This is a genomic window from Neorhizobium petrolearium, assembly GCF_029854435.1.
In the GTDB taxonomy this organism is placed as follows: domain Bacteria; phylum Pseudomonadota; class Alphaproteobacteria; order Rhizobiales; family Rhizobiaceae; genus Neorhizobium; species Neorhizobium petrolearium.
In genome coordinates this window covers 26493-46197 of the sequence record NZ_CP123000.1, presented here as the reverse complement: position 1 = coordinate 46197, position 19705 = coordinate 26493, and the positions used below count along the sequence as shown (strand labels likewise).

The window sequence follows — 19705 nt, the reverse complement described above, 5'->3', positions numbered from 1 at the left end:
GATACACTTCGCGCGATTGGTCACTACAGGCACAACGTGTGAAGCATATGGCGAGACGAAAGGCCAGGACCACTATGCAATTTTAGGGGTTTTCGGTCAATTCGTCCGAAAATTAAAACCAGCACGCGAGACCACTGCAATCAGTAACATAGATGCCAGAACCAACCAGAAGTAATTTTGACGAGCATCCTCGCCCCAATGCGGAACGGGAATGCTGCTCACAGTTGCATCTATCACACCTTTTTGATTGTAGTCCATACCCCTTATTAGTCTTCCGTAGGGGTCGACAACGGCCGAAATACCGGTATTCGCCGCACGAATCAGCGGCAGGCCGTTTTCGACGGCACGGATCCGAGCCTGCTGGAAATGCTGATAAGCGCCGGGTGTCGCTCCAAACCAGCCGTCATTGGTGACATTGAGAAGCGCGCTCGTCCGCTCCACGTCTTCGCCGATCTCCTGCGGGAAGATCGCCTCATAGCAGATCAGCGGATAGAAAACCCGGCCGCCGGGCAGCGTCAGCATCGCCCGCACGGGCGCGGCGCTGAAGCCGCCCGGCATGGCAACCGCCTCGGGGATGCCGAGCCTGCGCAACATGTCCTCGTAAGGGACGTATTCCCCGAACGGGACGAGATGCACCTTGTCGGCAGCGGATACGATCTGCCCCTCGCTGTCGATCACGTAGATCGAGTTGTAGTAGCGCGGCGCGAAACCCTGACCGGTCTCTTCCGACCGCACCACGCCGGTAATAAGGACCTGATCGTCCTGAAGCATCTCGGCGATACGGGCCAATGCGTCCGGGTTCTGGGTGAGGATGAACGGAATGGACGTCTCCGGCCAGACGATGATATCCGGCCGCTTGCCGCCATCTTCCGGAGGCAAGGCGGAGAGGGCCAGATGCTCCTCGAAGATTTCGGCGCGGTCGGAATCTTCGATCTTCCGGGCCTGGTCGATCACCGGCTGGACGATGCGGACCACCATCTGGCTTTCCGCAGGCGCGGCAAGAGCGGAATCCGCCAGATAAAGCCTGTAGGCGCCGAAGCCAAGATGGGCGCAAGAGAGCAAAGCCGCCAGCGACAGGCCGAGCCGCATGCCTTTCTTCGTGCCGATCAGAGCGGGTGCCGAGAACACGAAGACCGCGAACACGGTGACCCCGTAGATGCCGAGCACGGCGGATTGCATCATCAAAGGTATGGGCATGGCGCCATAACCGACCGCATTCCATGGAAAGCCGGTGGCAACGAAGCTGCGCAGCCATTCGGCAAGCCCGAAACCGAAGGCGAGCGCCGCGATCCGTCCGAAGCCGTCCGACCAGAACATCCGGGCGAGCGCCGTTGCGAGACCATAAAAGAGGGCGAGACAGGCCGGCAGGCCGATGACCGCAAGCGGCAATGCCCAGGCGAACTCGTCGGCTTCCACCAGCAGCGCATTGCCGAGCCACCAGAGGCCAGCCACAAAATAGCCGAAACCAAAGAACCAGCCGAGCCAGAAGGCCGAGCGGAGGCGGGAGAACAGACCTCCATCCGGATTGCCGGTCGAGCCGTCCATCAGCCAGACGAGCAGCGTGAAGGAGATGAAGAGTGCCGCAAGGAACCCGAAGGGCGGCAGGGCTAAAGCGCCAACGGCGCCCGCCAGAAAAGCGACAATGGCTCGCGGGAAACCCCATAGAAGTATGATCCTGCCCGCCAGCCGCTCCATGGACTTCCCCTTTTTTTGCTCGAATCAGCCGCCGCAGTCTTCCAAAAAACGGCTGACTTGTCGTGAGGTCAAAGAGGAACGCTCTGGCGGAATCGCTCAGGCCTGATGATTGGACCGGTCTGCACTCGGAGCGGATGGTGGCAGCAGCAGCATGGACGGCGTCTGATCGGTGAGCAGCGCTTCGCCGTCGCCTTTCAGGCGGCGGCGGGCACCTGCCCGCTTGCGCATGATGCGGACGCGCTTGATGCGGCGCGGATCGGCTTCGAGGATCTGGAATTCGAAGCCCGGCACCGCCTGCACGACCTCGCCGCGCACCGGAATGCGGCCAAGCGCGGAGAAGATCAGGCCGCCCAGCGTATCGACATCCTCAAGGCGATCCCTGATGTCGAAATCCGGGCCGATCGCCTGGGCGATCTCCTCGAGTTCGATGCGGGCATCGGCCACGAAGACGTCATCGCCGACGCGGGAGAACATGACTTCCTCGTCGTCGTGCTCGTCCTCGACATCGCCGATCACCATCTCGACGATGTCTTCGTGCGTGACGAGACCATCGGTGCCGCCATATTCGTCGATGACAAGGGCAAGCTGCGTGCGGGCCGCCTGCATGCTCTGAAGCAGATCGGATGCGAGCATCGACGGCGGCACGAACAGGATCTTGCGGATCAGGCCGGCTTCCGAGACGGTCTGTTCGAGATCGACCCGCCCGAGGTCGAAAGCAGGCCGTGGCGTGCGTACCTGCTTTTCCGCCTTCTCCGGCTTGTCGGCGGCAAGCGGCATCGGCTGAGTCGGTGCGGCACGCGAAGGTGCCGCGCGCGCGCTTGTCCGGCGCTTGTTGCGGGCCTGCTTGGCAAGATAGGACAGGAGGTCGCGGATATGCACCATGCCGCGGGGATCGTCGAGCGTATCACTGTAGACCGGCATGCGCGAACGACCGGTTTCCTCGAAATGGATCAGCAGCTCGCCGATGGTCATGGTCATGTCGACGGCTTCGATATCGGCGCGCGGCACCATGATGTCCTCGACCCGAACTTCCCGGAAACGCAGGATATTGTGCAGCATCGCCCGCTCTTCGGGCGAAAAGGCGTTGCTGACATTGGTATCGGTCATCAGCGCGTCGGCGAGGTCCTCGCGCAGCTTCTCGCCCTGCGAGGGTCTGAGCAACCTCAAGGCGCGCGACCAGAAAGAGCTGTGGTGTTGTTTGGGTTGGGTTTCCGTCTTGGCCGGACTACTGCCCTCTTCCGAGGAGCTGGTGTCACCGTCCTTGCCCTCTCGGGCCGGGTTTGTCGAAAAATCGCTCATTGTTCCAGACTATACTATCGGGTCCTGTCCCGCATAGGGGTCAGATAGGCCGAGCACGGCCAAAATGCGAGTCTCAAGCCGCTCCATTCTTTCCGCCTCATCCGTTTCCATATGGTCGTAGCCGAATAAATGCAGGAAACCATGGATCAGCAGATGGGTCAGATGATCCTCGAAAGTCTTCTCGAGATCAACCGCTTCGCGTTCAACGGTCTCACGGGCGATGACGATATCGCCGAGCATCGGTCCCGGCATATCACCCGGCTGGAGTGGAAAAGCAGGAAAAGACAAGACATTGGTCGGCGTGTCCTTGCCCCGCCATTCCGCATTGATTTCCCTGATCGACGCGTCATCGGTAAAGACCAGCGACAGTTCCGGAGCCCTTTCCGGGAAGGGCTGCTTTTCCTCGTCGGCGAGCAGCTCTGCCGCCGCGCCCAGTGTCCTTTCGCTCAGCAGGAGAAGGGCGGCCTCGTCGCGCCAGCCCTCGTTTTCCACGGTGATCTGTATGTCGAGCTTGGACATCGCTTCGGTCTCGACCTATCGGTCGAGGTCCTCGCTTTCCTCCTGGACGGCATATTGCGCGTCATAGGCTTGCACGATGCGGCCGACCAGCGGATGGCGGACGACGTCGGTGTCCTTGAAGCGGACGATGGAAATCCCCTCGACGCCCTTCAATATCTGCAACGCCTCGACCAGGCCGGACTTGACGCCGCGCGGCAGGTCGACCTGGCTCGGATCGCCGGTGATGATCATGCGGGCATTCTCACCGAGACGCGTCAGGAACATCTTCATCTGCATCGAGGTGGTGTTCTGCGCCTCGTCCAGGATGACCGCAGCGTTCGCCAATGTGCGGCCGCGCATGAAGGCGAGCGGTGCAATCTCGATAACGCCGGCAGTGATTGCCCGCTCCACCTTGTCGCCCGGCATCATGTCATAGAGCGCGTCATAAAGCGGCCGAAGATAGGGATCGACCTTCTCCTTCATGTCGCCTGGCAGGAAGCCGAGGCGCTCGCCGGCTTCGACAGCCGGGCGCGACAGTATGATACGATCGACCGCACCGCGTTCCAGAAGCTGGGCGGCATGCGCGACGGCGAGGTACGTCTTGCCGGTGCCGGCGGGACCGACGCCGAAGACGAGTTCCGAGCGTTCCAGCGCCCGCATATAGGCGTCCTGGGTCGGCGTACGCGCCTGGATCGTCTTCTTGCGGGTGGAAATCTGCGCCATCGACAATTTTGCTTTGCGTTCCAGGGTCGGCAGGGTCAACTGATCGTCCGTCGCCTGTGCCATGCGGATCGCGCCCTCCACATCGGAGGCTTCGACCGAACCACCTTTCTGCAGCCGTTCGTAGAGGAAATCCAGCGCACGGCGCGCCTGGTTGGTGGCCGTTAAATCTCCGGAAATCGCGACCGAGTTGCCACGCGGGCGTGCATCGATGCGAAGCCGCTCCTCGAGCAGCTTCAGGTTCTGGTCGAATTGTCCGAAAAGCTCACTGGCGAACCGATTGTTCTCGAACGTCAGGACAAAGTGATTGGCGTCGGTGGCAGCGGATCGGGGTTGTCGCGCGGATGAAGAAACCAATTCACGTCCGTTCAAGCAGGCTCGCTCCTTTAGTAATTTAGTAGTTTATTAAACTCTGTATCGGCTCGGAGAACAAGCTGTTCGGACCGCTTCCGATGATTCGCACCTGGATAATGTCACCGATTTGCGATGTTTTTGCATCAACATTCACAGACTGTAGCCAAGGCGAACGTCCGATCACTTGTCTCGGGTTGCGGCCGGGCTTTTCAAGCAGGATGTCGATGACCTTCCCAATACAGGATTTGGCGAAGGCAGCCTGCTGTTTCAAGAGGAGCGCCTGCAATCTTTCGAGTCGCTCGGCCTTCACCTCTTCCGGGACATGGTCAGGAAGGTCGGCACCAGGCGTGCCCGGGCGCGGCGAATATTTGAACGAGAAGGCCTGAGCATAATTCACCTCCTCGACGATACGGATCGTGTCTTCGAAATCCCGGTCCGTCTCGCCCGGGAAGCCGACAATGAAGTCGCCGGACATGGCGATATCCGGCCGGGCGGCCCGGATGCGATCGATAAGGCGCAGATATTCCTCAGCCGTATGGCGGCGGTTCATGGCTTTGAGGATGCGGTCGGAACCGGCCTGCACCGGCAGATGCAGGTAGGGCATCAGGGCGCGGAGATCGCGATGCGCCTCGATCAATTTGTCGTCCATGTCGCGCGGGTGGCTGGTCGTATAGCGCAGCCGGGCAAGCCCCGGAATTTCCGCAAGGCTGTAGAGAAGATCGCCGAGCCCCCATTCGCCGCCCTTCGGGCCTTCCGCCCGCCAGGCGTTGACGTTCTGGCCGAGCAGCGTGATCTCGCGTACGCCGCCATCGACCAGCCGCCGGGCTTCGTCGAGAATCTGCCGGATCGGACGGGAAACTTCCGAGCCGCGCGTATAGGGCACGACGCAGAAGGTGCAGAACTTGTCGCAGCCTTCCTGCACGGTCAGGAAGGACGTGACACCCCGAGCGCGGATCTTGGCCTGCTCCGCTACCGGCAGGTGTTCGAACTTGTCCTCGACGGCATAGTCCGTCTCGACCACCCGGTCCCCGGCACGGGCGCGCCTCAAGGCCTCCGGCAGGCGATGGTAGGTCTGCGGTCCGATGACCACGTCAACCGCGGGCGCGCGACGGATGATCTCTTCACCTTCCGCCTGGGCCACGCAGCCGGCGACGCCAATCATCAGTTCCCTGCCTTCCGCAGCGCGCGCTGTCTTCATGTCGCGCAGACGGCCGAGCGCCGAATAGACCTTGTCGGCCGCCTTCTCACGGATATGGCAGGTATTGAGCAGGATCAGGTCCGCCTCGGCCATGTCTTCCGTCGTCACATAGCCGTCGCTCGCCAGTGCATCAGCCATGCGGGTCGAATCGTAGACGTTCATCTGGCAGCCATAGGTCTTGATGAAGACCTTGCGGCTGTTCGGGCGCTCGACCGTCTGTTCGGCGGGAGTAGAAAGAGTAACGTGTTCGTTCATGGGCGCTTCCATATCGCAAGAACGCCCGGAAATGAAGCGTTTCGTTATGGAGGCCGAATAGTGAAGGTCGTGCCGTGTCCGCCCCCTCTGGCCTGCCTCAGTGACTAAAGCGTCTCATAATCCCGGCCGCGCAGATGCTTCAGCAGCATGCGCCGGATACGGCTCGTCACCGCCTGGCTCAGATGCTTGCGGTTGTCGCCGGTGCGGAAATCGATCGTTTCACCGAAAGCTACGTCCACGTCGAGCGCACCTTCCTTCAGGACGCCCAGCAGATGAGGCCCGAGTTCTATATCGCCCGGCCAGGCGGCGATCGGCCGGTGATAACGGCCCATCGCCATGCCATGTACGCGGGTATAGGCGATCGCCACCGGCTGAACATGAACCACGCCCTGCTTCGTAAAGGGAACCGCGGCGGCTGCCGCGCCGAATAGCGAGGATTTCACCTCCAGAAGCCGGTTGCCGTCAGAGGTCGTTCCCTCGGGAAAGAGCACGACGATCTCGTCCGCTGCCAGGCGCTCGGCGATTTCACTCACCTGGTCGCCCGTGCGGCGCTTCTGTTCGCGGACCACGAAAATGCTCTTCTGCAGCTTGGCGAGCGTGCCGAAGATCGGCCATTCCGACACCTCCATCTTGGCGATGAAGACGACATCGGCAATCGCGCCGAGCACCAGGATGTCCTTCCAGGAGACGTGGTTGGAGGCGAGCATCAGCGGCCGGCGCCGATCGATCGTTCCGTGGACATGGATGCGGACGCCGAGCAGAAAGCAGGCGGCCCGATGCCAGTAGCGCGGGATATAACGGCGGATTCTGAGGTCGAAGGCGAGGCCGATCAGTTGAAACGGCAACAGGATCAGCGTGACTGCGAAAAGGACGACAAAAACGATGCCAATCCGCAGCCAGGTGATCACTTATCGTCCTTGTCCAGCGGGATGCCGTAAAGCTCCAGCCGGTGGCCGACGAGACGGAAGCCGTGCTCGCGGGCAATGCGCTCCTGCAGCGCCTCGATTTCCGCCGAGCGGAATTCGATGACATTGCCGGTATTGAGATCGATCATGTGGTCGTGGTGCTCTTCCGGCACGGTCTCATAGCGCGAGCGACCGTCGCGGAAATCGTGCCGCTCGATGATTCCCTCGTCTTCGAACAGTTTCACCGTTCGATACACAGTGGAGATCGAAATGCGCGGATCAGCCTTCGAGGAGCGGCGATAGAGCTCCTCCACATCCGGATGGTCGTCGGATTCCTGCAGGATACGGGCAATCACACGGCGCTGGTCCGTCATTCGCATACCCTTTTCGGCACACAGCTCCTCCAGAGTCTTGGAAAGGTCTGTCATGTCGGTGGCCTTCGAAACGTTCCAGTACAAAACAAGGGACTAGCGAAGAACGCGGCTCATGACAAGCGCCATGGAACGCGTCCCGTCGGGGCCGGTATAGTAGGCCGGCCGCTCGCCAACCTTCTGAAAACCAAGCTTGCGGTAGAGCCCGACCGCGGCGTGATTCGCCGCCTCGACCTCCAGAAACATGCTTTCGGCACCACGCGCCGCCGCCTCCCTGAGCGCCGCCTGCATGAGCCGCCAGCCGAGCCCCTGGCGGCCGGACTTCTCGCTGACAGCAACCGTCAGGATCTCCGCCTCGCCCGCCGCTTCCCGCGACAACACGAAACCGCCGAGCGGTCTCGAAAAGAAAGCGTTGGTCTGGCGCGCGATGAAACCGAAGACATTGTGCTGCAGAAGCAAGTTCTGGAACTCCCCATCACTCCACTGCCGCGGAAAACGCTGGCCGTGAAGCTCTGAGACTTCCGTACAGTCGCCAATCTCCATCGGCACAACTTCGAAAAACGGCTTCCAGGTCAGGTAATCGTCGAGCATCGGTATTCACGAACGGCGCTGTAGTGCGAATCCCGTCTGCGGCTTGGCATCGGGTCCACGAAGATACAATGGTTTGGGCCGGCCTGCACCTTCCGGTTTTTCCGCGCCGACCCGCGCGACCGTCGCAATATCGAAACGGTCCCGTCCTTCAAATCCGCCCTCTCCCTTGACCGGGGAGTGCTCGGCCCACGAGCCAGTCGCGGCCGCAGCCAGCTTCTCCATGAGTTTCGAGACGTCCTCCGGCGAAAGCGCGGCAGGTTCGCTGAGCGGCAGACCATCGGCGGCAAAGGCCTGAGCGTAGACCTCGTTGCGCTTGGCATCCATGGCCGCCACAACCGGTTTGCCCGGATGATCGGCAAGGTAGCCGCGCGCCAGCGTTTCCAGGGTTGTCACGCCGACCGATTCGACGCCCAGCGCGAGTGCCAGACCGCGGGCAGCAGCAACGCCGACCCGAATTCCGGTAAATGAACCGGGGCCGATCACCACGGCAACGCGCTCCACGGCATCGAGGGACAGATTGGCGGCGGCAAGCGCTGCGTCGATCACGGCCATCAGCCGTTCTGCATGGCCTTTGCCGATCGTTTCGGTAACCGCCGACAGAATCTGCTCCGCTGCACTGTCATAGAGCGCAGCGGAGCAATCCACTCCGGCGGTATCGATGGCCAAAACGATCATGAAAGTGCCGGCGAAGCGCTCAGAGGGCTTCAACCGCCTGCACTTCGGGAACGAAATGGCGCAGCAGGTTCTGCACGCCGTGCTTCAGCGTCGCCGTCGAAGACGGGCAACCGGAGCATGCACCCTTCATGTTGAGGTAGACCGTTCCGTCGCGATAGCCCTTGAAGGTGATGTCGCCACCATCCTGGGCGACCGCCGGGCGGACACGGGTTTCGAGCAATTCCTTGATGGTGGCGACGACGGTTTCGTCATCCTCGTCAAAGAATTCACCTTCCTGGTCAAGCGCCTCGGCGAGCGTCGAGGTGCCGCCCATGACCGGCTGGCCGGACATGAAATGCTCCATGATCGAACCGAGGATCGCCGGCTTCAGGTGCTGCCATTCGGCATTTTCCTTGGAGACCGTGATGAAATCGTAGCCGAAATAGACACCGGACACGCCGCTGATCCCAAAGAGGCGCGAGGCGAGCGGAGAGGCTTCCGCCTCATCGGCATTACGGAAATCAGCGGTTCCGCGCTCCATGACCACCTTGCCGGGCAGGAACTTGAGCGTCGCCGGATTCGGCGTGGCTTCCGTCTGAATAAACATCTCGTTTCTCCCGGGGGCGTGGCGCCCGCCAATTTAGAATTCTTCAAAAGAAGATAAGCCGGATCAGCTTTTCGTTCAAGTGCGCATTTGCCCTTCGAAGGTCAAGCGCGGCATCAGGCAAGCGCGTCGATTTCCTCGTCGGTCAGCGTATCCGGCAGGACCGTCACGGGGATCGGGAAGGTCGCGCCGCGGCCGGCGACGGCGGAAACCAGCGGTCCCGGTCCTTCCTTGGCGGAGGCGGCGGCCAGAACCAGGATCGCAATATCCCGGTCTTCCTCGACGAGCTGGTTGATCTGTTCGGGGGCGCTTCCCTCGCGAATGACGATTTCCGGATCGATGCCGATCGTCTCGCGCACCCTCTGGGCGGCCTTGGCCATGACGGCTTCCGCCTCCTCGCGGGCTTCGGCGCGCATGATCTGTTCGACGCCAAGCCACTGCTGAAAATCCCCTTCCGGAATCACGAAGAGGAGCACGAGGCCACCATTGGAATTCTTGGCGCGGCGGCCGGCATAGTGGACGGCCTTTTCGCATTCCGGCGTCGCATCGATGACCGCCATGAATTTGCGCCTATGCCCTTCAAGTCGAGAAAGCCGTTTCGAAACCATGTCCGCCCCCTTCGCTCGCATCTACTCGACCGCCGCGGTCGTGATGCGGAACTTAAAACCTTCGACGGAAAATGAAAACCCGCCACGAAACCGTGGCGGGTATGCAATCCCGGCAGACCTCGGTTCAGCGCAGGAAACCGACGATATCGAAGACGTCAGCCATGACCTTTCCGGCACGGGCGCGGGCACGTTCGCCGCCATCCCGGAGGATCGCGTCGATATGCGACGTATCGTCCAGCAGGCGGCGCATCTCGCCCGAGATCGGCGACAGGACGTGAACGGCGAGATCAGCAAGCGCCGGCTTGAAGACCGAGAACTGCTGGCCGCCGAATTCGGCAAGCACATCCGCCTTCGTCCTGTCTGCGAGCGCGGCATAGATGCCGACGAGGTTGTCGGCTTCCGGCCGGTCCTTGAGACCTTCGATTTCGCCCGGCAGGCCTTCCGGATCGGTCTTGGCCTTGCGAATCTTCCTGGCGATGTCGTCGGCGTCGTCCATCAGGTTGATGCGCGACAGGTCTGACGGATCGGATTTCGACATCTTCTTGGTGCCGTCGCGCAGCGACATGACGCGCGGCGCCGGCCCATCGATCAGCGGCTCGACCAGCGGGAAGTAGCCGTGGATCTTCTCCTCGCCGACCACCATGTCGACGCCGGTGCCGGTCGCGCGGATCTTTTCCTGGAAGTCTATGTTGAACTTCTGGGCGATGTCGCGGGCAAGTTCCAGGTGCTGCTTCTGGTCGTCGCCGACCGGCACATGGGTGGCGCGGTAAACGAGAATGTCGGCCGCCATCAGGCTCGGATAGGCAAGCAGACCGAGCGAAGCATTCTCGCGATCCTTGCCGGCCTTGTCCTTGAACTGCGTCATGCGGTTCATCCAGCCGATGCGGGCAACGCAGTTGAAAATCCAGGCGAGCTCCGCATGCTGCGGCACGGCCGACTGGTTGAAGACGATATGCTTCTTCGGGTCGATGCCCGAAGCGATGAAGGCAGCGGCGATCGAGCGGATCTGGCCGCGCAGGTCATCGTGGACGAGCTGGGCGGTGATCGCATGCAGGTCGACGACGCAGTAGATGCAGTCGTTGTTTTCCTGCAATGCGACGAACTTGCGGATCGCGCCGAGATAGTTGCCGAGATGGAGATTGCCAGTCGGCTGAACGCCGGAAAAGACAAGCGGTTTAAAGGTATTCGTATTCATATCGTCCTCGATTAGGCTTGTGGAGGGCCCCAGACCCGAAGGGTCATGTTGCTAACGGCCGGGCTTATGCACGGGCGACGAGGCGCAATCAAGGGCTTACGCGACCCTGTGCTCAATCAAATCCCAGGTGTTGCCGCAGGGATCGGCAAAAACGGCCACGGTGCCGTAGATTTCCCGCCGCGGCTCTTCCAGAAACCGGACTCCCTTTGCAATCATGGCAGCACGGTCGTGGGCAAAATCATCCGTCTTGAGGAAGAAGCCGACCCGGCCGCCCGTCTGGTTGCCGATCGCCGATTTCTGTTTTTCCGTCGCGGCCTGAGCGAGCAGCAGGGCCGCGCCCTCCCCTCCCTTCGGCCTCACCACGACCCAGCGCTTGCCGTCCGGCTGCGGCGTGTCTTCCAGGCATTCGAAACCGAGCGAACTGCAATAGAAATCCCTGGCGCGGTCGTAATCATCGACGACGAGGGTGACGAGGAAGAGGGATTGGCTGGGCATGGCGGCTTCCTGTGAAGTGGACAAAGGCGACGATAGATACACTACGCCCTTGGCGACAGTCGGAATTTCAAGTTCGGCCGGGACACGTCGGGTGCCTCGATTTAAGTTTTTATAAGTGACACACGACGTGTCCCGTTCAGTGTTCTTGTGCTGCGCAACTCCGGTTCCTCTGCGGCGATATGGTCTTACGTCCTTGCAGATGCCATACCGGGTTGTGTGCGACACACGCACGCCCCGCCTTGAGGCGAGAGGGGGACCATTTTCTGCGCAGCCCCTGACGACCCGCCTGCATCAACGGCAGACCGAAAGGGCACCGGTCCCATCTCGCCGGCGATGCTTGAACCGGTGTAGCCGAAACGGGACGCGAAGATTGTAGGCATGGGTTGAAAGGGCGGGGATGAACGGGAGTGATTTTTCCTGTCGATTTTTGCCAAGGTCTTGACTTGCCTCGTCTCACCCCCTCTGCGCTACCGGGCATCTCCCCCACAGGTGGGGAGATCGAATGGACGCACCGGCTTCCCCAAACAATTGCGGAGCAGCTCTGCGAGCCATTGCTTTGGTAGAAAGGTCAGGCCGCTTGTGATCCCCCCTTGTGGGGGAGATGCCCGCCCTTCGACAGGCTCACGAGGCAGACGGGGCGGCCTGGTTGATGCGGGAAGCCTTTTATCTGGATCTCCGATCAAGCCTGAAAGTGGGCGAAAATACACCAATCCCTGCGGGAGCCTGCTACCGCTTTCGACATAGCTTCGACACTCAAATAGCAAAATTCTACTCCTCCCTCCTCAGAAAAGATTAATGGATGTTAGCTATTTAGGCAGGCATTTTCCCAATTTTGAGCAAAAGCCTCCTTATTCACGCCTCTTTTAGAAAAGAAATACCCGCCGAACATCACGGTTAACCGGTCACGAAGACCGGTCTTTTCGGGGGATGACCCATGCGCATGATTTTTCGCGTCGCGCTTGCCTGCCTTCTGGCATTCGGCCTCAATGCCAATGCCCAAGCAGAAGCCGGCCAAAGCCAGAAACGCCGTGGCTCATCTTTCAAACACGACTACTCGGCCTTCTACACGGTCCAGCGGGTCAGCGTCCGGACAGGCTGCTTTCCCGAAAAGCTCGGAGCCATCCTCGCCCACATCGCCAAGCAGACCGGCCGAAAGCCAATGGTAACATCCGGCCACCGGCCGCATTCCGGCAGATCACAGCACAGCCGCTGCTATGCCGCCGATATCCGCGTTCCGGGCGTTTCGGAGAAGAGGATCCTTGCCGCGGCCGCCACCGCGCCGGGCATCGGCGGCATCGGCCGCTACTGCAACGGCATCGTGCATGTGGATATCGGCCCGAAGCGGACCTGGGCACATTGCAGCAGGGGAAAGGGCCTTGCGAGCCTCAAACGCCGCAGCCGTTCCTGATATAAGCCAGACGAGCGCTACTCGCTCGGCTTCGGCCTGCGCTTCAGATTGCGCCTGATCATGCCCATGTCGGCGCCGCCGATCAGGAAAGCGCAAGCAAAATACACGACCATTGCCAGCCCCAGAAGGCAGCCGAGTGCCGCGACCTGCTGAAGAAGAGAGACCTCCGGCTGCAGCCATGGACCCGCATAGCGCAGCGCATAGACGAGCGCCGCCGACATGATGCCGGCCGAAACGAGAAGCAGGCCGACGCGTTTCGCAAGCCCCCATTCCCATACGAGATCGCCGCGCCACAAAAGCGTCGAGAAGAGCAGGACCGTGTTGGTCCAGCCGGCGGCCGCCTCGGCGGTGGCGATGCCACGTTCCGCAATCAGCGGAAAGAGCGAGATCGCCAGTCCCGAATTGATGACAACCGAAATCATGGTGAAGCGCATCGGCGTTTTCGTATCCTCGCGGGCATAGAAGCCCGGCTGCAACGCCTTGATCAGCACGAAGCCCGGCAGGCCGATGCCGTAAATGGCGAGGATCGCGGCGACGACCGAGGTGTTTTCCGCCGAGAACGCGCCGCGCTCGTAAAGCACGCGGATGATCGCATCGGACAGGATCCAGAGGCCGGCGGCGGCCGGCAGCGTCAGGAACAGCACGAATTCGATCGAACGGTTCTGGATATTGGCGGCCTCGCGCATGTGGCCGCCCTTGAGCGCCCTTGAAAGTTCCGGCAAAAGCACGACGCCGACCGCGACACCGACGACGCCGAGCGGAAGCTGGTAGATCCGATCGGCATATTGAAGGGCTGCAATCGCACCTTCCTTTCCGGACGCGATCGCCTGGCCGATGATCTGGTTGATCTGAGTGATGCCGCCGGTGACGGCGGCTGGCACCGCCAGCACCAGCAGGCGCTTGACGTTCGGCGTCATCCTCGGGCGGCGGAGACCGATATTGATGCCCGCATGCCGCACCCCGACATAAACGACGGCAAGCTGCAACAGACCGGCCGCAAGCACGCTCCAGGAAAGATACCAGGCGATCGTCAAAGGATCGGAACCGACCCACAGCCCGTAGAAAAGCGCGCCGATCATCACCACGTTCAGGAAAACCGGCGCGATGGCGGCCGCGAAGAAATGGTGCAGCGAGTTCAGCATGCCGCTCATCATCGCCGTCAGCGACATGCACATCAGATAGGGGAACATCACTGCCGCCATGCGGATGGTGATGGAGGTCTTTTCCGCATCATCGGCGAAGCCCGGTGCGATGATCCATTGCACCAGCCAGGGCATCAAAAGCTCCATGACGATGGTGATCAGCATCAGCGCGGAGAAGAGGACGCCGAAGACTTCCTCGGAAAAGCGTTTGGCGCCCTCGACGCCGTTCGCCTCGATCTCCTTGGAAAACAGCGGCACGAAGGCGGCGTTGAACGCGCCTTCGGCGAACAGCCGGCGGAAGAGGTTCGGGAAACGGAAGGCGGCATAAAACACATCCGCCATTGGCCCGGTGCCGAGGGCCGCCGCCATCAGCGTCTCGCGGGCGAAGCCGAAGATGCGGCTGCCGAGCGTCGCGCCGCCGACGGTCGCGAATTTCTTGACGAGGCTCATGGGGCTAAACCCATATTTGTACGCAAAGCAGAAAAAAATGCGGCTTTTACACCCCCCTCTGCCCTGCCGGGCATCTCCCCCACAAGGAGGGAGATCGGCTGGGTGCACCGACTTCCCCAAACAAGCGACGCTGCTATTTGCAAGATGGTCAGCGAGATAGGAAGGTCGGCCCGCTTGTGATCTCCCCCCTTGTGGGGGAGATGCCCGGCAGGGCAGAGGGGGGTACAATTGTCCGCCGAGGAGATCACGCGCTGGCCTTGGCCTTGCGGGCCTGCGGCTGTGGTGCCGGCACGGAAGCCTGTTCAGGGTTCGGCGCGGGCGCGATGATGCCGGCCGGCATGCCGCTTCGAAGCTCGTCCTCCTGTTCGGCCATGACCGCCTTCAGCCTTGCGGAAATATTGCCCTGGCGGTTCTCATTCACGACCTTCTGGCCGACCAGGTCGGTGACGTAGAAGGTATCGATGACCTTCTCGCCGAAAGTGGTGATGCGTGCCGAATGAATGTCGAGCGAGAGATCCGCCAGAACCGCCGTGATATCGGCCAGCAGGCCGGTACGGTCCAGGCATTCCACCTCTATAACCGTGAACTTGTTCGACAAGCCGTTCGAGATGATGACCGAGGGCGGAATCACGAAGGTCTTGTTGCGCTTGCGGGACTTGGCGCGCGTCGCAATGACTTCCGGCAGGCGTTTCTTTCCCGACAGTACGTCCTCGATCATCCGGCTGATCGTACCGGCGCGGCGCAACTCGTCCTCGTCGACGGCAAACTCGCGGTTGACGAGGATGGTGTCCAGGGCCCGGCCATCCGTCGTGGTGAAGATCTGCGCATCGGCGATATTGGCGCCGGCCGCAGCGCAGGCCCCGGCAATGATCGACAGGAGGCGCGGATGGTCGGGAGCAAGCACCGTGATCTCGGTGATGGCGTGGAAACTGTCCGTGCGCACCATGGTGGCGAGAGCCTGGTCGGCCTTATCCGCATCGCGGATGAATTTCGCGTGTCGGACCTGGTCTTCCAGCGAGACCGACAGCAGGTAGGGCTGGTAGTGTAGCTTCGAATAGGTGCGGCGATCCTTCTGGCTCCAGTCGGAAAGCGCCTTGAAGAGCTCTTCCTCGGCAAGCTTGGCGCGCTCCTTGCGGGAGACTTCCGAAAAGCCGCCCGAAAGCAGGAGTTCCGTCTCATAGTAAAGCGTGCGCAGCAACTGGCCCTTCCAGCCGTTCCACACACCCGGGCCGACGGCGCGGATATCGCAGATCGTCAGGATCAGGAGCAGCTTCAGCCGGTCCATCGACTGCACCTTCTCGGCGAAGTCCGTGATCGTCTTGCGGTCGTGCAGGTCGCGGGTCTGGGCGGTCATGGACATCAGGAGATGTTCCTCGATCAGCCAGACGACCAGCTCGGTCTGCTTCGGATTGAGACCGAGACGCGGGCAGAGCTTGCGCGCGATGCGGGCTCCGGCGATCGAATGATCCTCCTGGCGGCCCTTGGCGATATCGTGCAGCAGCACCGCCACATAAAGCACCGTGCGGTCCTCGATACCCGGCATCAGCTTGTTCGACAGCGGATGGATGTCCGCCGTCTTGCCCTGATCGACCTCCGAAAGCGCCTCGACGGACCGGATCAGGTGCTCATCGACCGTATAGTGATGATACATGTTGAACTGCATCATCGCGACGACCTTGCCGAATTCCGGGATGAAGCGGCCGAGTACCCCAGCCTCGTTCATGCGGCGCAGCATCAGCGCCGGATCGCGGCGCGAGGTCAGTATGGAAAGAAAGAGCCGGTTCGCCTCCTCGTTCTCGCGCACGTCGTTATCGATCAGCGAGAGCGAACGGGTCATGTGTTTGAGCGCATCGGGATGCAGCTCGAGGCCGTTGATGTCCGCCACATGGAAGAAGCGGATGATATTGACGGGGTCGCGCCTGAAAACGTCCGGGGCAGCAAGCGTGATGCGGCCGCGATCCTCGACGAAATCCAGCGTGCCGGGGATCTTGCGGAGCCGCTTGGTGAAGCGGGAAATGACGCGCTGGGTAAGCCCCGGCGCGGCCTTGGCCTGCTCATCCTCGAGTGCGGCGCAGAGGATGCGCGTCAGGTCGCCGACGTTCTTGGCGACCAGGAAGTAGTGCTTCATGAAGCGCTCGACGGCGGAAAGGCCGGGGCGCGTGTGGTACCCCAGGCTTTCTGCAATCTCCCGCTGGATATCGAAGGAAAGCCGTTCCTCCGCCTTGCCGGTCAGAAAATGCATCTGGCAGCGCACGGCCCAGAGGAAGTCATCCGCCTTTTCGAACAGCCGCCATTCCTCGCGGGACAGCACGCCGAGCTTGACGAGATCGGCCGTGTCACGCACCCGGTAGTAATATTTGGCGATCCAGAAGAGCGTATGGAGGTCGCGCAGGCCTCCCTTGCCCTCCTTGACGTTCGGCTCGACGAGATAGCGGGTGTCGCCCGCCTTCTGGTGGCGCTGGTCGCGTTCGGCAAGCTTGGCGGCGATGAATTCAGGCCCGGTGTCGGCGACGATTTCCCGGTCGAAACGGGTCTGCAGCTCCTCCACCAGCGCCTGTCTGCCGCAGATGCGGCGGGTTTCGAGGATCGCCGTGCGGATCGTCATGTCCGTCCTGGACAGGCGGATGCATTCCTCGACGGTGCGGGTCGCATGGCCGACCTTGAAGCCCATGTCCCACAGGATGTAGAGCAGGAACTCGACCGCCTTGCGCATGTTGTCGGTATTCTTTTCCGGCAGCAGGAAGAGAAGATCGATGTCCGAGCCCGGCGCCAGCGTGCCGCGGCCATAACCGCCGACGGCCGCCACGGCGATATCGTGGCTCTCCGGATAAAGGCCCTCCGCGATCGTCTCATGCAGGATGCAGATGAGTTCATCCTGGAGCCAGGAAATGCGGCGGGCGCAATTCAGGCCGCTGCCGTCGCTCGCCAGCAATTCTCGCGCCTTCTGGCGGCCCTCAACGCTCGCCCGGCGCAGGACCGCCAGGAGGGCCGTGCGCAATTCGAGCTGCGGGCGCTCCTTGTCCTTGACGATCGCACAGCATTCGGCCCGAAGACGGGCCACATCGAGAAGTTCGGAAAAATCGATATCGTGTCTGGCCATGTTATCCTGCCGGTGCCGGCCTGCGGTGGCAGGCTATAGCGATTTTAAGGCACCTTGACCAACGATTATCATCGTCAGCCGTTTCAAAGTTGTTTCTTCGGGCGACGAAGTTCAAGTCTCCGCCTTCGCTACATTGTCTCCCTGCTCCTTTGCCCGGTATTGCGCCGGGCTCATGCCGGTGACGCGGCGGAATTCGCGATTAAAGTTCGATTTCGTCGAAAAGCCGGCATCGAGCATGATCCGTGTCACGGTGCCTTCGGTTTCCCGCAAGAGGCGGCAGGCTTCGGCAATCCGCCGGTTGTTGACGAATTGCGAGACGTTGAGGCCCGTCGCGCGGTTGACGGCGGCGGAGACATCGCGGGATGGAAGGCCGGCGCGGCGGGCGAGCTTGGCAAGGCTCAGGTCCTCGTTCCTGTAAAGCCCCCGCTCGTCGAGGGCGGCCTCCACGCGGGCGAGAACGGCGCGGTCCTCCTCCGTCGACTGCGAGGCGGTGGCCGGGCGGCTCGTCGCGGAAAAATCCGGCGCGAAATAGTAGACAAGCACTGCGGCGATCGCGGCGATATTCATCAGGCCGACCACCAACGGTACGTTCCCGGGACCATAAACGTCGGTGTAAAAGGCAAGGGCTGCATCGCTGACCGCAAAGAAGAGCATGAGACCGGCCGTCAGGCGCGCCGCACGCAGCGCCGGGCGCATGCGCTGGAGCGAGGCTTCCGCCATCACCTCCTCATCGCCGTCTGACACCGTCAGACGCCACAACGCCGCGCCATAAGCCAGGAAAACCGCAAGCAGCAGCAGATCAACGAGATCGCGGAAGAACGCCACCGAGACGGCGACCGCCAGAGGCGGCAGGCTGTGAAGCCAGGCCCTCGAAAGGGGCTTCGAGGTCAGGCCGCGGAAAGCCAGAAAGGCCAGCGGCGCCATGATGGACGCCGAAACCGGCAGAAAGGGTGCCAACCATTCGACGCCGTAACCGAAGCGGAGGCCGATGCCGACGCCCTGCAAGGCATAGAGGACGAGGAAAGCGTAGAAGTAGCGCCGGGTTCCGGGGACCTCGACGCCCTTCAGGCTGCGGTAAAGCGTCAGCGCAAAGACGAGGCCGGCAAGGAAGGGCAAGGGAATGGAAGGCAAGCGGATACCCGACGAGAGCGGCCTCAATCACAATTTTCGAAGGCCCATAGCATGTTCAGGGCCGAAAGGCATGAGGATTGAGATATTGATCTGACTCTCCGAAAGGCACTGCCGCACAGACAGAGATCGCCATATGTTAAAAGGAGGTCCTGCCAAGACGCGCCTCAGCCTCCCGCCCGAGACCGGCGATAAAATCCTCCAGTCCGTCGCCCCTCACATCGACAAACCTGCCTTCATCCAGATCGGTAAAGCCTTTTCGAGCTGCCTCCCGCAATTGAATCAGGCGCAACTCTTCGCACAGAACTTCGCTGGCATTCTGATATTGGTCGGACTTCACCAGTCGGTCAGTGTCTTCTTTTTTCATGTTTGGTCGGTACGATGCTACGTATGGACATGGATTCTGTACGCTCAACAAGTACACTTGAAACATAACGCCGACGGCATGAATGGCCAACTGCTATCGACGCTCGATCACCGATATCAGATCGCCAATCCCAACCAAGTGCGCGATTTTCCCGTTCATATAGCTCAAAGAGATACGGCCGTGTTCATCGTCGTAGGTGCTTATGCACTCTTCTGCAAGAAAGACACGGAAATCCCTTTGATAAGCGTCTATCGCGGCCGTCCGGATACAAGCGTGCGTGTTGATACCGCAAAGAACGAGATCAGTAGCGCCCAGCTCTGCCAGAAGTTCGTCCAGATTGGTGCCGAAGAACGCACTGTATCGTTTCTTGATGACGGTTATGTCGGACGCACTCCATAAAAGATCCGGATGTAATTGAGCGCCTTGCGTACCCTGAATAGCAAGCCGAACATTCTTCTCGCGCATCTCCGGAAACGCATCGCTCAGGTCGGGACGGAATTCGTTTCGGACCCAAATAACCGGAAGCTGCCTTCGCTTGAAGTTTTCAACGAGTTTGTTGGTGTTCCCGACGAGCTCTTTCAAAGCCTCGGGCTCCCAAGAACCGAGATAGTCCCTGATCATATCGATCACGATGAGGCATGGCTTGTTCATGCACCAGCCGTACCGCC

The 19705-nt window shown here is 61.1% G+C and carries 19 protein-coding genes; 1 reads left to right on the top strand and 18 read right to left on the bottom strand.

All coding sequences use genetic code 11. The features are described from left to right. Positions 1-96: 96 nt before the first annotated feature. The 13 genes from lnt to QEO92_RS00170 all read right to left on the bottom strand — a co-directional run bounded on the left by lnt (position 97) and on the right by QEO92_RS00170 (position 11442). Positions 97-1695 (bottom strand): apolipoprotein N-acyltransferase, encoded by a 1599-nt coding sequence (gene lnt, locus QEO92_RS00230; RefSeq protein WP_227701751.1) that lies wholly within the window; start codon positions 1693-1695, stop codon positions 97-99. Between the two features lie 96 nt (positions 1696-1791). Beyond that, complete coding sequence (locus tag QEO92_RS00225; RefSeq protein WP_227701750.1) at positions 1792-2994, bottom strand: hemolysin family protein; 1203 nt, start codon at positions 2992-2994, stop codon at positions 1792-1794. A gap of 9 nt (positions 2995-3003) precedes the next feature. Then, a complete protein-coding gene (ybeY, locus tag QEO92_RS00220) occupies positions 3004-3513 on the bottom strand; it encodes an rRNA maturation RNase YbeY (RefSeq protein WP_037159159.1) in 510 nt (169 codons plus the stop codon). Positions 3514-3528: 15 nt separating this feature from the next. After that, complete coding sequence (locus QEO92_RS00215; RefSeq protein WP_037159162.1) at positions 3529-4584, bottom strand: PhoH family protein; 1056 nt, start codon at positions 4582-4584, stop codon at positions 3529-3531. Between the two features lie 22 nt (positions 4585-4606). After that, on the bottom strand, positions 4607-6019 hold the full coding sequence (miaB, locus tag QEO92_RS00210) for a tRNA (N6-isopentenyl adenosine(37)-C2)-methylthiotransferase MiaB (RefSeq protein WP_227701749.1): 1413 nt from the start codon (positions 6017-6019) through the stop codon (positions 4607-4609). 104 nt (positions 6020-6123) lie between these two features. Beyond that, complete coding sequence (olsA, locus tag QEO92_RS00205) at positions 6124-6927, bottom strand: lyso-ornithine lipid O-acyltransferase (protein ID WP_210047914.1); 804 nt, start codon at positions 6925-6927, stop codon at positions 6124-6126. After that, positions 6924-7352 carry a Fur family transcriptional regulator gene (locus QEO92_RS00200; protein ID WP_037159173.1) on the bottom strand — a complete coding sequence of 143 codons (429 nt, stop codon included), beginning with the start codon at positions 7350-7352 and terminating at the stop codon, positions 6924-6926. The genes olsA and QEO92_RS00200 overlap by 4 nt, the downstream gene beginning before the upstream one ends. Before the next feature lie 39 nt (positions 7353-7391). Further along, positions 7392-7886 (bottom strand): GNAT family N-acetyltransferase, encoded by a 495-nt coding sequence (locus QEO92_RS00195; RefSeq protein ID WP_037159177.1) that lies wholly within the window; start codon positions 7884-7886, stop codon positions 7392-7394. 6 nt (positions 7887-7892) lie between these two features. After that, positions 7893-8561, bottom strand: coding sequence for a tRNA (adenosine(37)-N6)-threonylcarbamoyltransferase complex dimerization subunit type 1 TsaB (gene tsaB, locus QEO92_RS00190; protein WP_227701748.1), 669 nt, complete (start codon positions 8559-8561; stop codon positions 7893-7895). Between the two features lie 19 nt (positions 8562-8580). Further along, positions 8581-9147 carry a NifU family protein gene (locus tag QEO92_RS00185; RefSeq protein ID WP_037159180.1) on the bottom strand — a complete coding sequence of 189 codons (567 nt, stop codon included), beginning with the start codon at positions 9145-9147 and terminating at the stop codon, positions 8581-8583. A 113-nt stretch (positions 9148-9260) separates the two neighbouring features. Beyond that, positions 9261-9752 (bottom strand): universal stress protein, encoded by a 492-nt coding sequence (locus QEO92_RS00180; protein WP_037159183.1) that lies wholly within the window; start codon positions 9750-9752, stop codon positions 9261-9263. Positions 9753-9876: 124 nt separating this feature from the next. Continuing rightward, positions 9877-10947 (bottom strand): tryptophan--tRNA ligase, encoded by a 1071-nt coding sequence (trpS, locus tag QEO92_RS00175; protein ID WP_037159186.1) that lies wholly within the window; start codon positions 10945-10947, stop codon positions 9877-9879. A gap of 96 nt (positions 10948-11043) precedes the next feature. Next, positions 11044-11442: a VOC family protein gene (locus tag QEO92_RS00170; protein WP_227701747.1), complete on the bottom strand. Its 399-nt coding sequence runs from the start codon at positions 11440-11442 to the stop codon at positions 11044-11046. Between the two features lie 934 nt (positions 11443-12376). Here QEO92_RS00170 and QEO92_RS00165 point away from each other — a divergent pair. Further along, complete coding sequence (locus QEO92_RS00165; RefSeq protein WP_227701746.1) at positions 12377-12850, top strand: YcbK family protein; 474 nt, start codon at positions 12377-12379, stop codon at positions 12848-12850. Positions 12851-12867: 17 nt separating this feature from the next. On the opposite strand, the gene murJ is transcribed toward QEO92_RS00165, so the two are convergent. The 5 genes from murJ to QEO92_RS00140 form a co-directional block, all read right to left on the bottom strand. Beyond that, on the bottom strand, positions 12868-14442 hold the full coding sequence (gene murJ, locus QEO92_RS00160; RefSeq protein ID WP_227701745.1) for a murein biosynthesis integral membrane protein MurJ: 1575 nt from the start codon (positions 14440-14442) through the stop codon (positions 12868-12870). A gap of 244 nt (positions 14443-14686) precedes the next feature. After that, complete coding sequence (locus QEO92_RS00155; protein ID WP_037159199.1) at positions 14687-17542, bottom strand: [protein-PII] uridylyltransferase; 2856 nt, start codon at positions 17540-17542, stop codon at positions 14687-14689. Between the two features lie 111 nt (positions 17543-17653). Continuing rightward, positions 17654-18673 carry a helix-turn-helix domain-containing protein gene (locus QEO92_RS00150; protein WP_227701744.1) on the bottom strand — a complete coding sequence of 340 codons (1020 nt, stop codon included), beginning with the start codon at positions 18671-18673 and terminating at the stop codon, positions 17654-17656. Between the two features lie 136 nt (positions 18674-18809). Next, positions 18810-19127: a hypothetical protein gene (locus QEO92_RS00145; RefSeq protein ID WP_280107484.1), complete on the bottom strand. Its 318-nt coding sequence runs from the start codon at positions 19125-19127 to the stop codon at positions 18810-18812. A 3-nt stretch (positions 19128-19130) separates the two neighbouring features. Next, positions 19131-19688, bottom strand: a complete 558-nt coding sequence (locus QEO92_RS00140) for a cysteine hydrolase family protein (RefSeq protein WP_037159206.1) — start codon at positions 19686-19688, stop codon at positions 19131-19133. Between the last annotated feature and the right edge of the window lie 17 nt (positions 19689-19705).

Bases quoted from the DNA above. Each gene is read 5' to 3' on its own strand.
- lnt (WP_227701751.1), bottom strand. From the start codon at position 1,695: ATGGAGCGGCTGGCGGGCAGGATCATACTTCTATGGGGTTTCCCGCGA.
- QEO92_RS00225 (WP_227701750.1), bottom strand. From the start codon at position 2,994: ATGAGCGATTTTTCGACAAACCCGGCCCGAGAGGGCAAGGACGGTGAC.
- ybeY (WP_037159159.1), bottom strand. From the start codon at position 3,513: ATGTCCAAGCTCGACATACAGATCACCGTGGAAAACGAGGGCTGGCGC.
- miaB (WP_227701749.1), bottom strand. From the start codon at position 6,019: ATGAACGAACACGTTACTCTTTCTACTCCCGCCGAACAGACGGTCGAG.
- QEO92_RS00200 (WP_037159173.1), bottom strand. From the start codon at position 7,352: ATGACAGACCTTTCCAAGACTCTGGAGGAGCTGTGTGCCGAAAAGGGT.
- QEO92_RS00195 (WP_037159177.1), bottom strand. From the start codon at position 7,886: ATGCTCGACGATTACCTGACCTGGAAGCCGTTTTTCGAAGTTGTGCCG.
- tsaB (WP_227701748.1), bottom strand. From the start codon at position 8,561: ATGATCGTTTTGGCCATCGATACCGCCGGAGTGGATTGCTCCGCTGCG.
- QEO92_RS00185 (WP_037159180.1), bottom strand. From the start codon at position 9,147: ATGTTTATTCAGACGGAAGCCACGCCGAATCCGGCGACGCTCAAGTTC.
- QEO92_RS00180 (WP_037159183.1), bottom strand. From the start codon at position 9,752: ATGGTTTCGAAACGGCTTTCTCGACTTGAAGGGCATAGGCGCAAATTC.
- trpS (WP_037159186.1), bottom strand. From the start codon at position 10,947: ATGAATACGAATACCTTTAAACCGCTTGTCTTTTCCGGCGTTCAGCCG.
- QEO92_RS00170 (WP_227701747.1), bottom strand. From the start codon at position 11,442: ATGCCCAGCCAATCCCTCTTCCTCGTCACCCTCGTCGTCGATGATTAC.
- QEO92_RS00165 (WP_227701746.1), top strand. From the start codon at position 12,377: ATGCGCATGATTTTTCGCGTCGCGCTTGCCTGCCTTCTGGCATTCGGC.
- murJ (WP_227701745.1), bottom strand. From the start codon at position 14,442: ATGAGCCTCGTCAAGAAATTCGCGACCGTCGGCGGCGCGACGCTCGGC.
- QEO92_RS00155 (WP_037159199.1), bottom strand. From the start codon at position 17,542: ATGGCCAGACACGATATCGATTTTTCCGAACTTCTCGATGTGGCCCGT.
- QEO92_RS00140 (WP_037159206.1), bottom strand. From the start codon at position 19,688: ATGAACAAGCCATGCCTCATCGTGATCGATATGATCAGGGACTATCTC.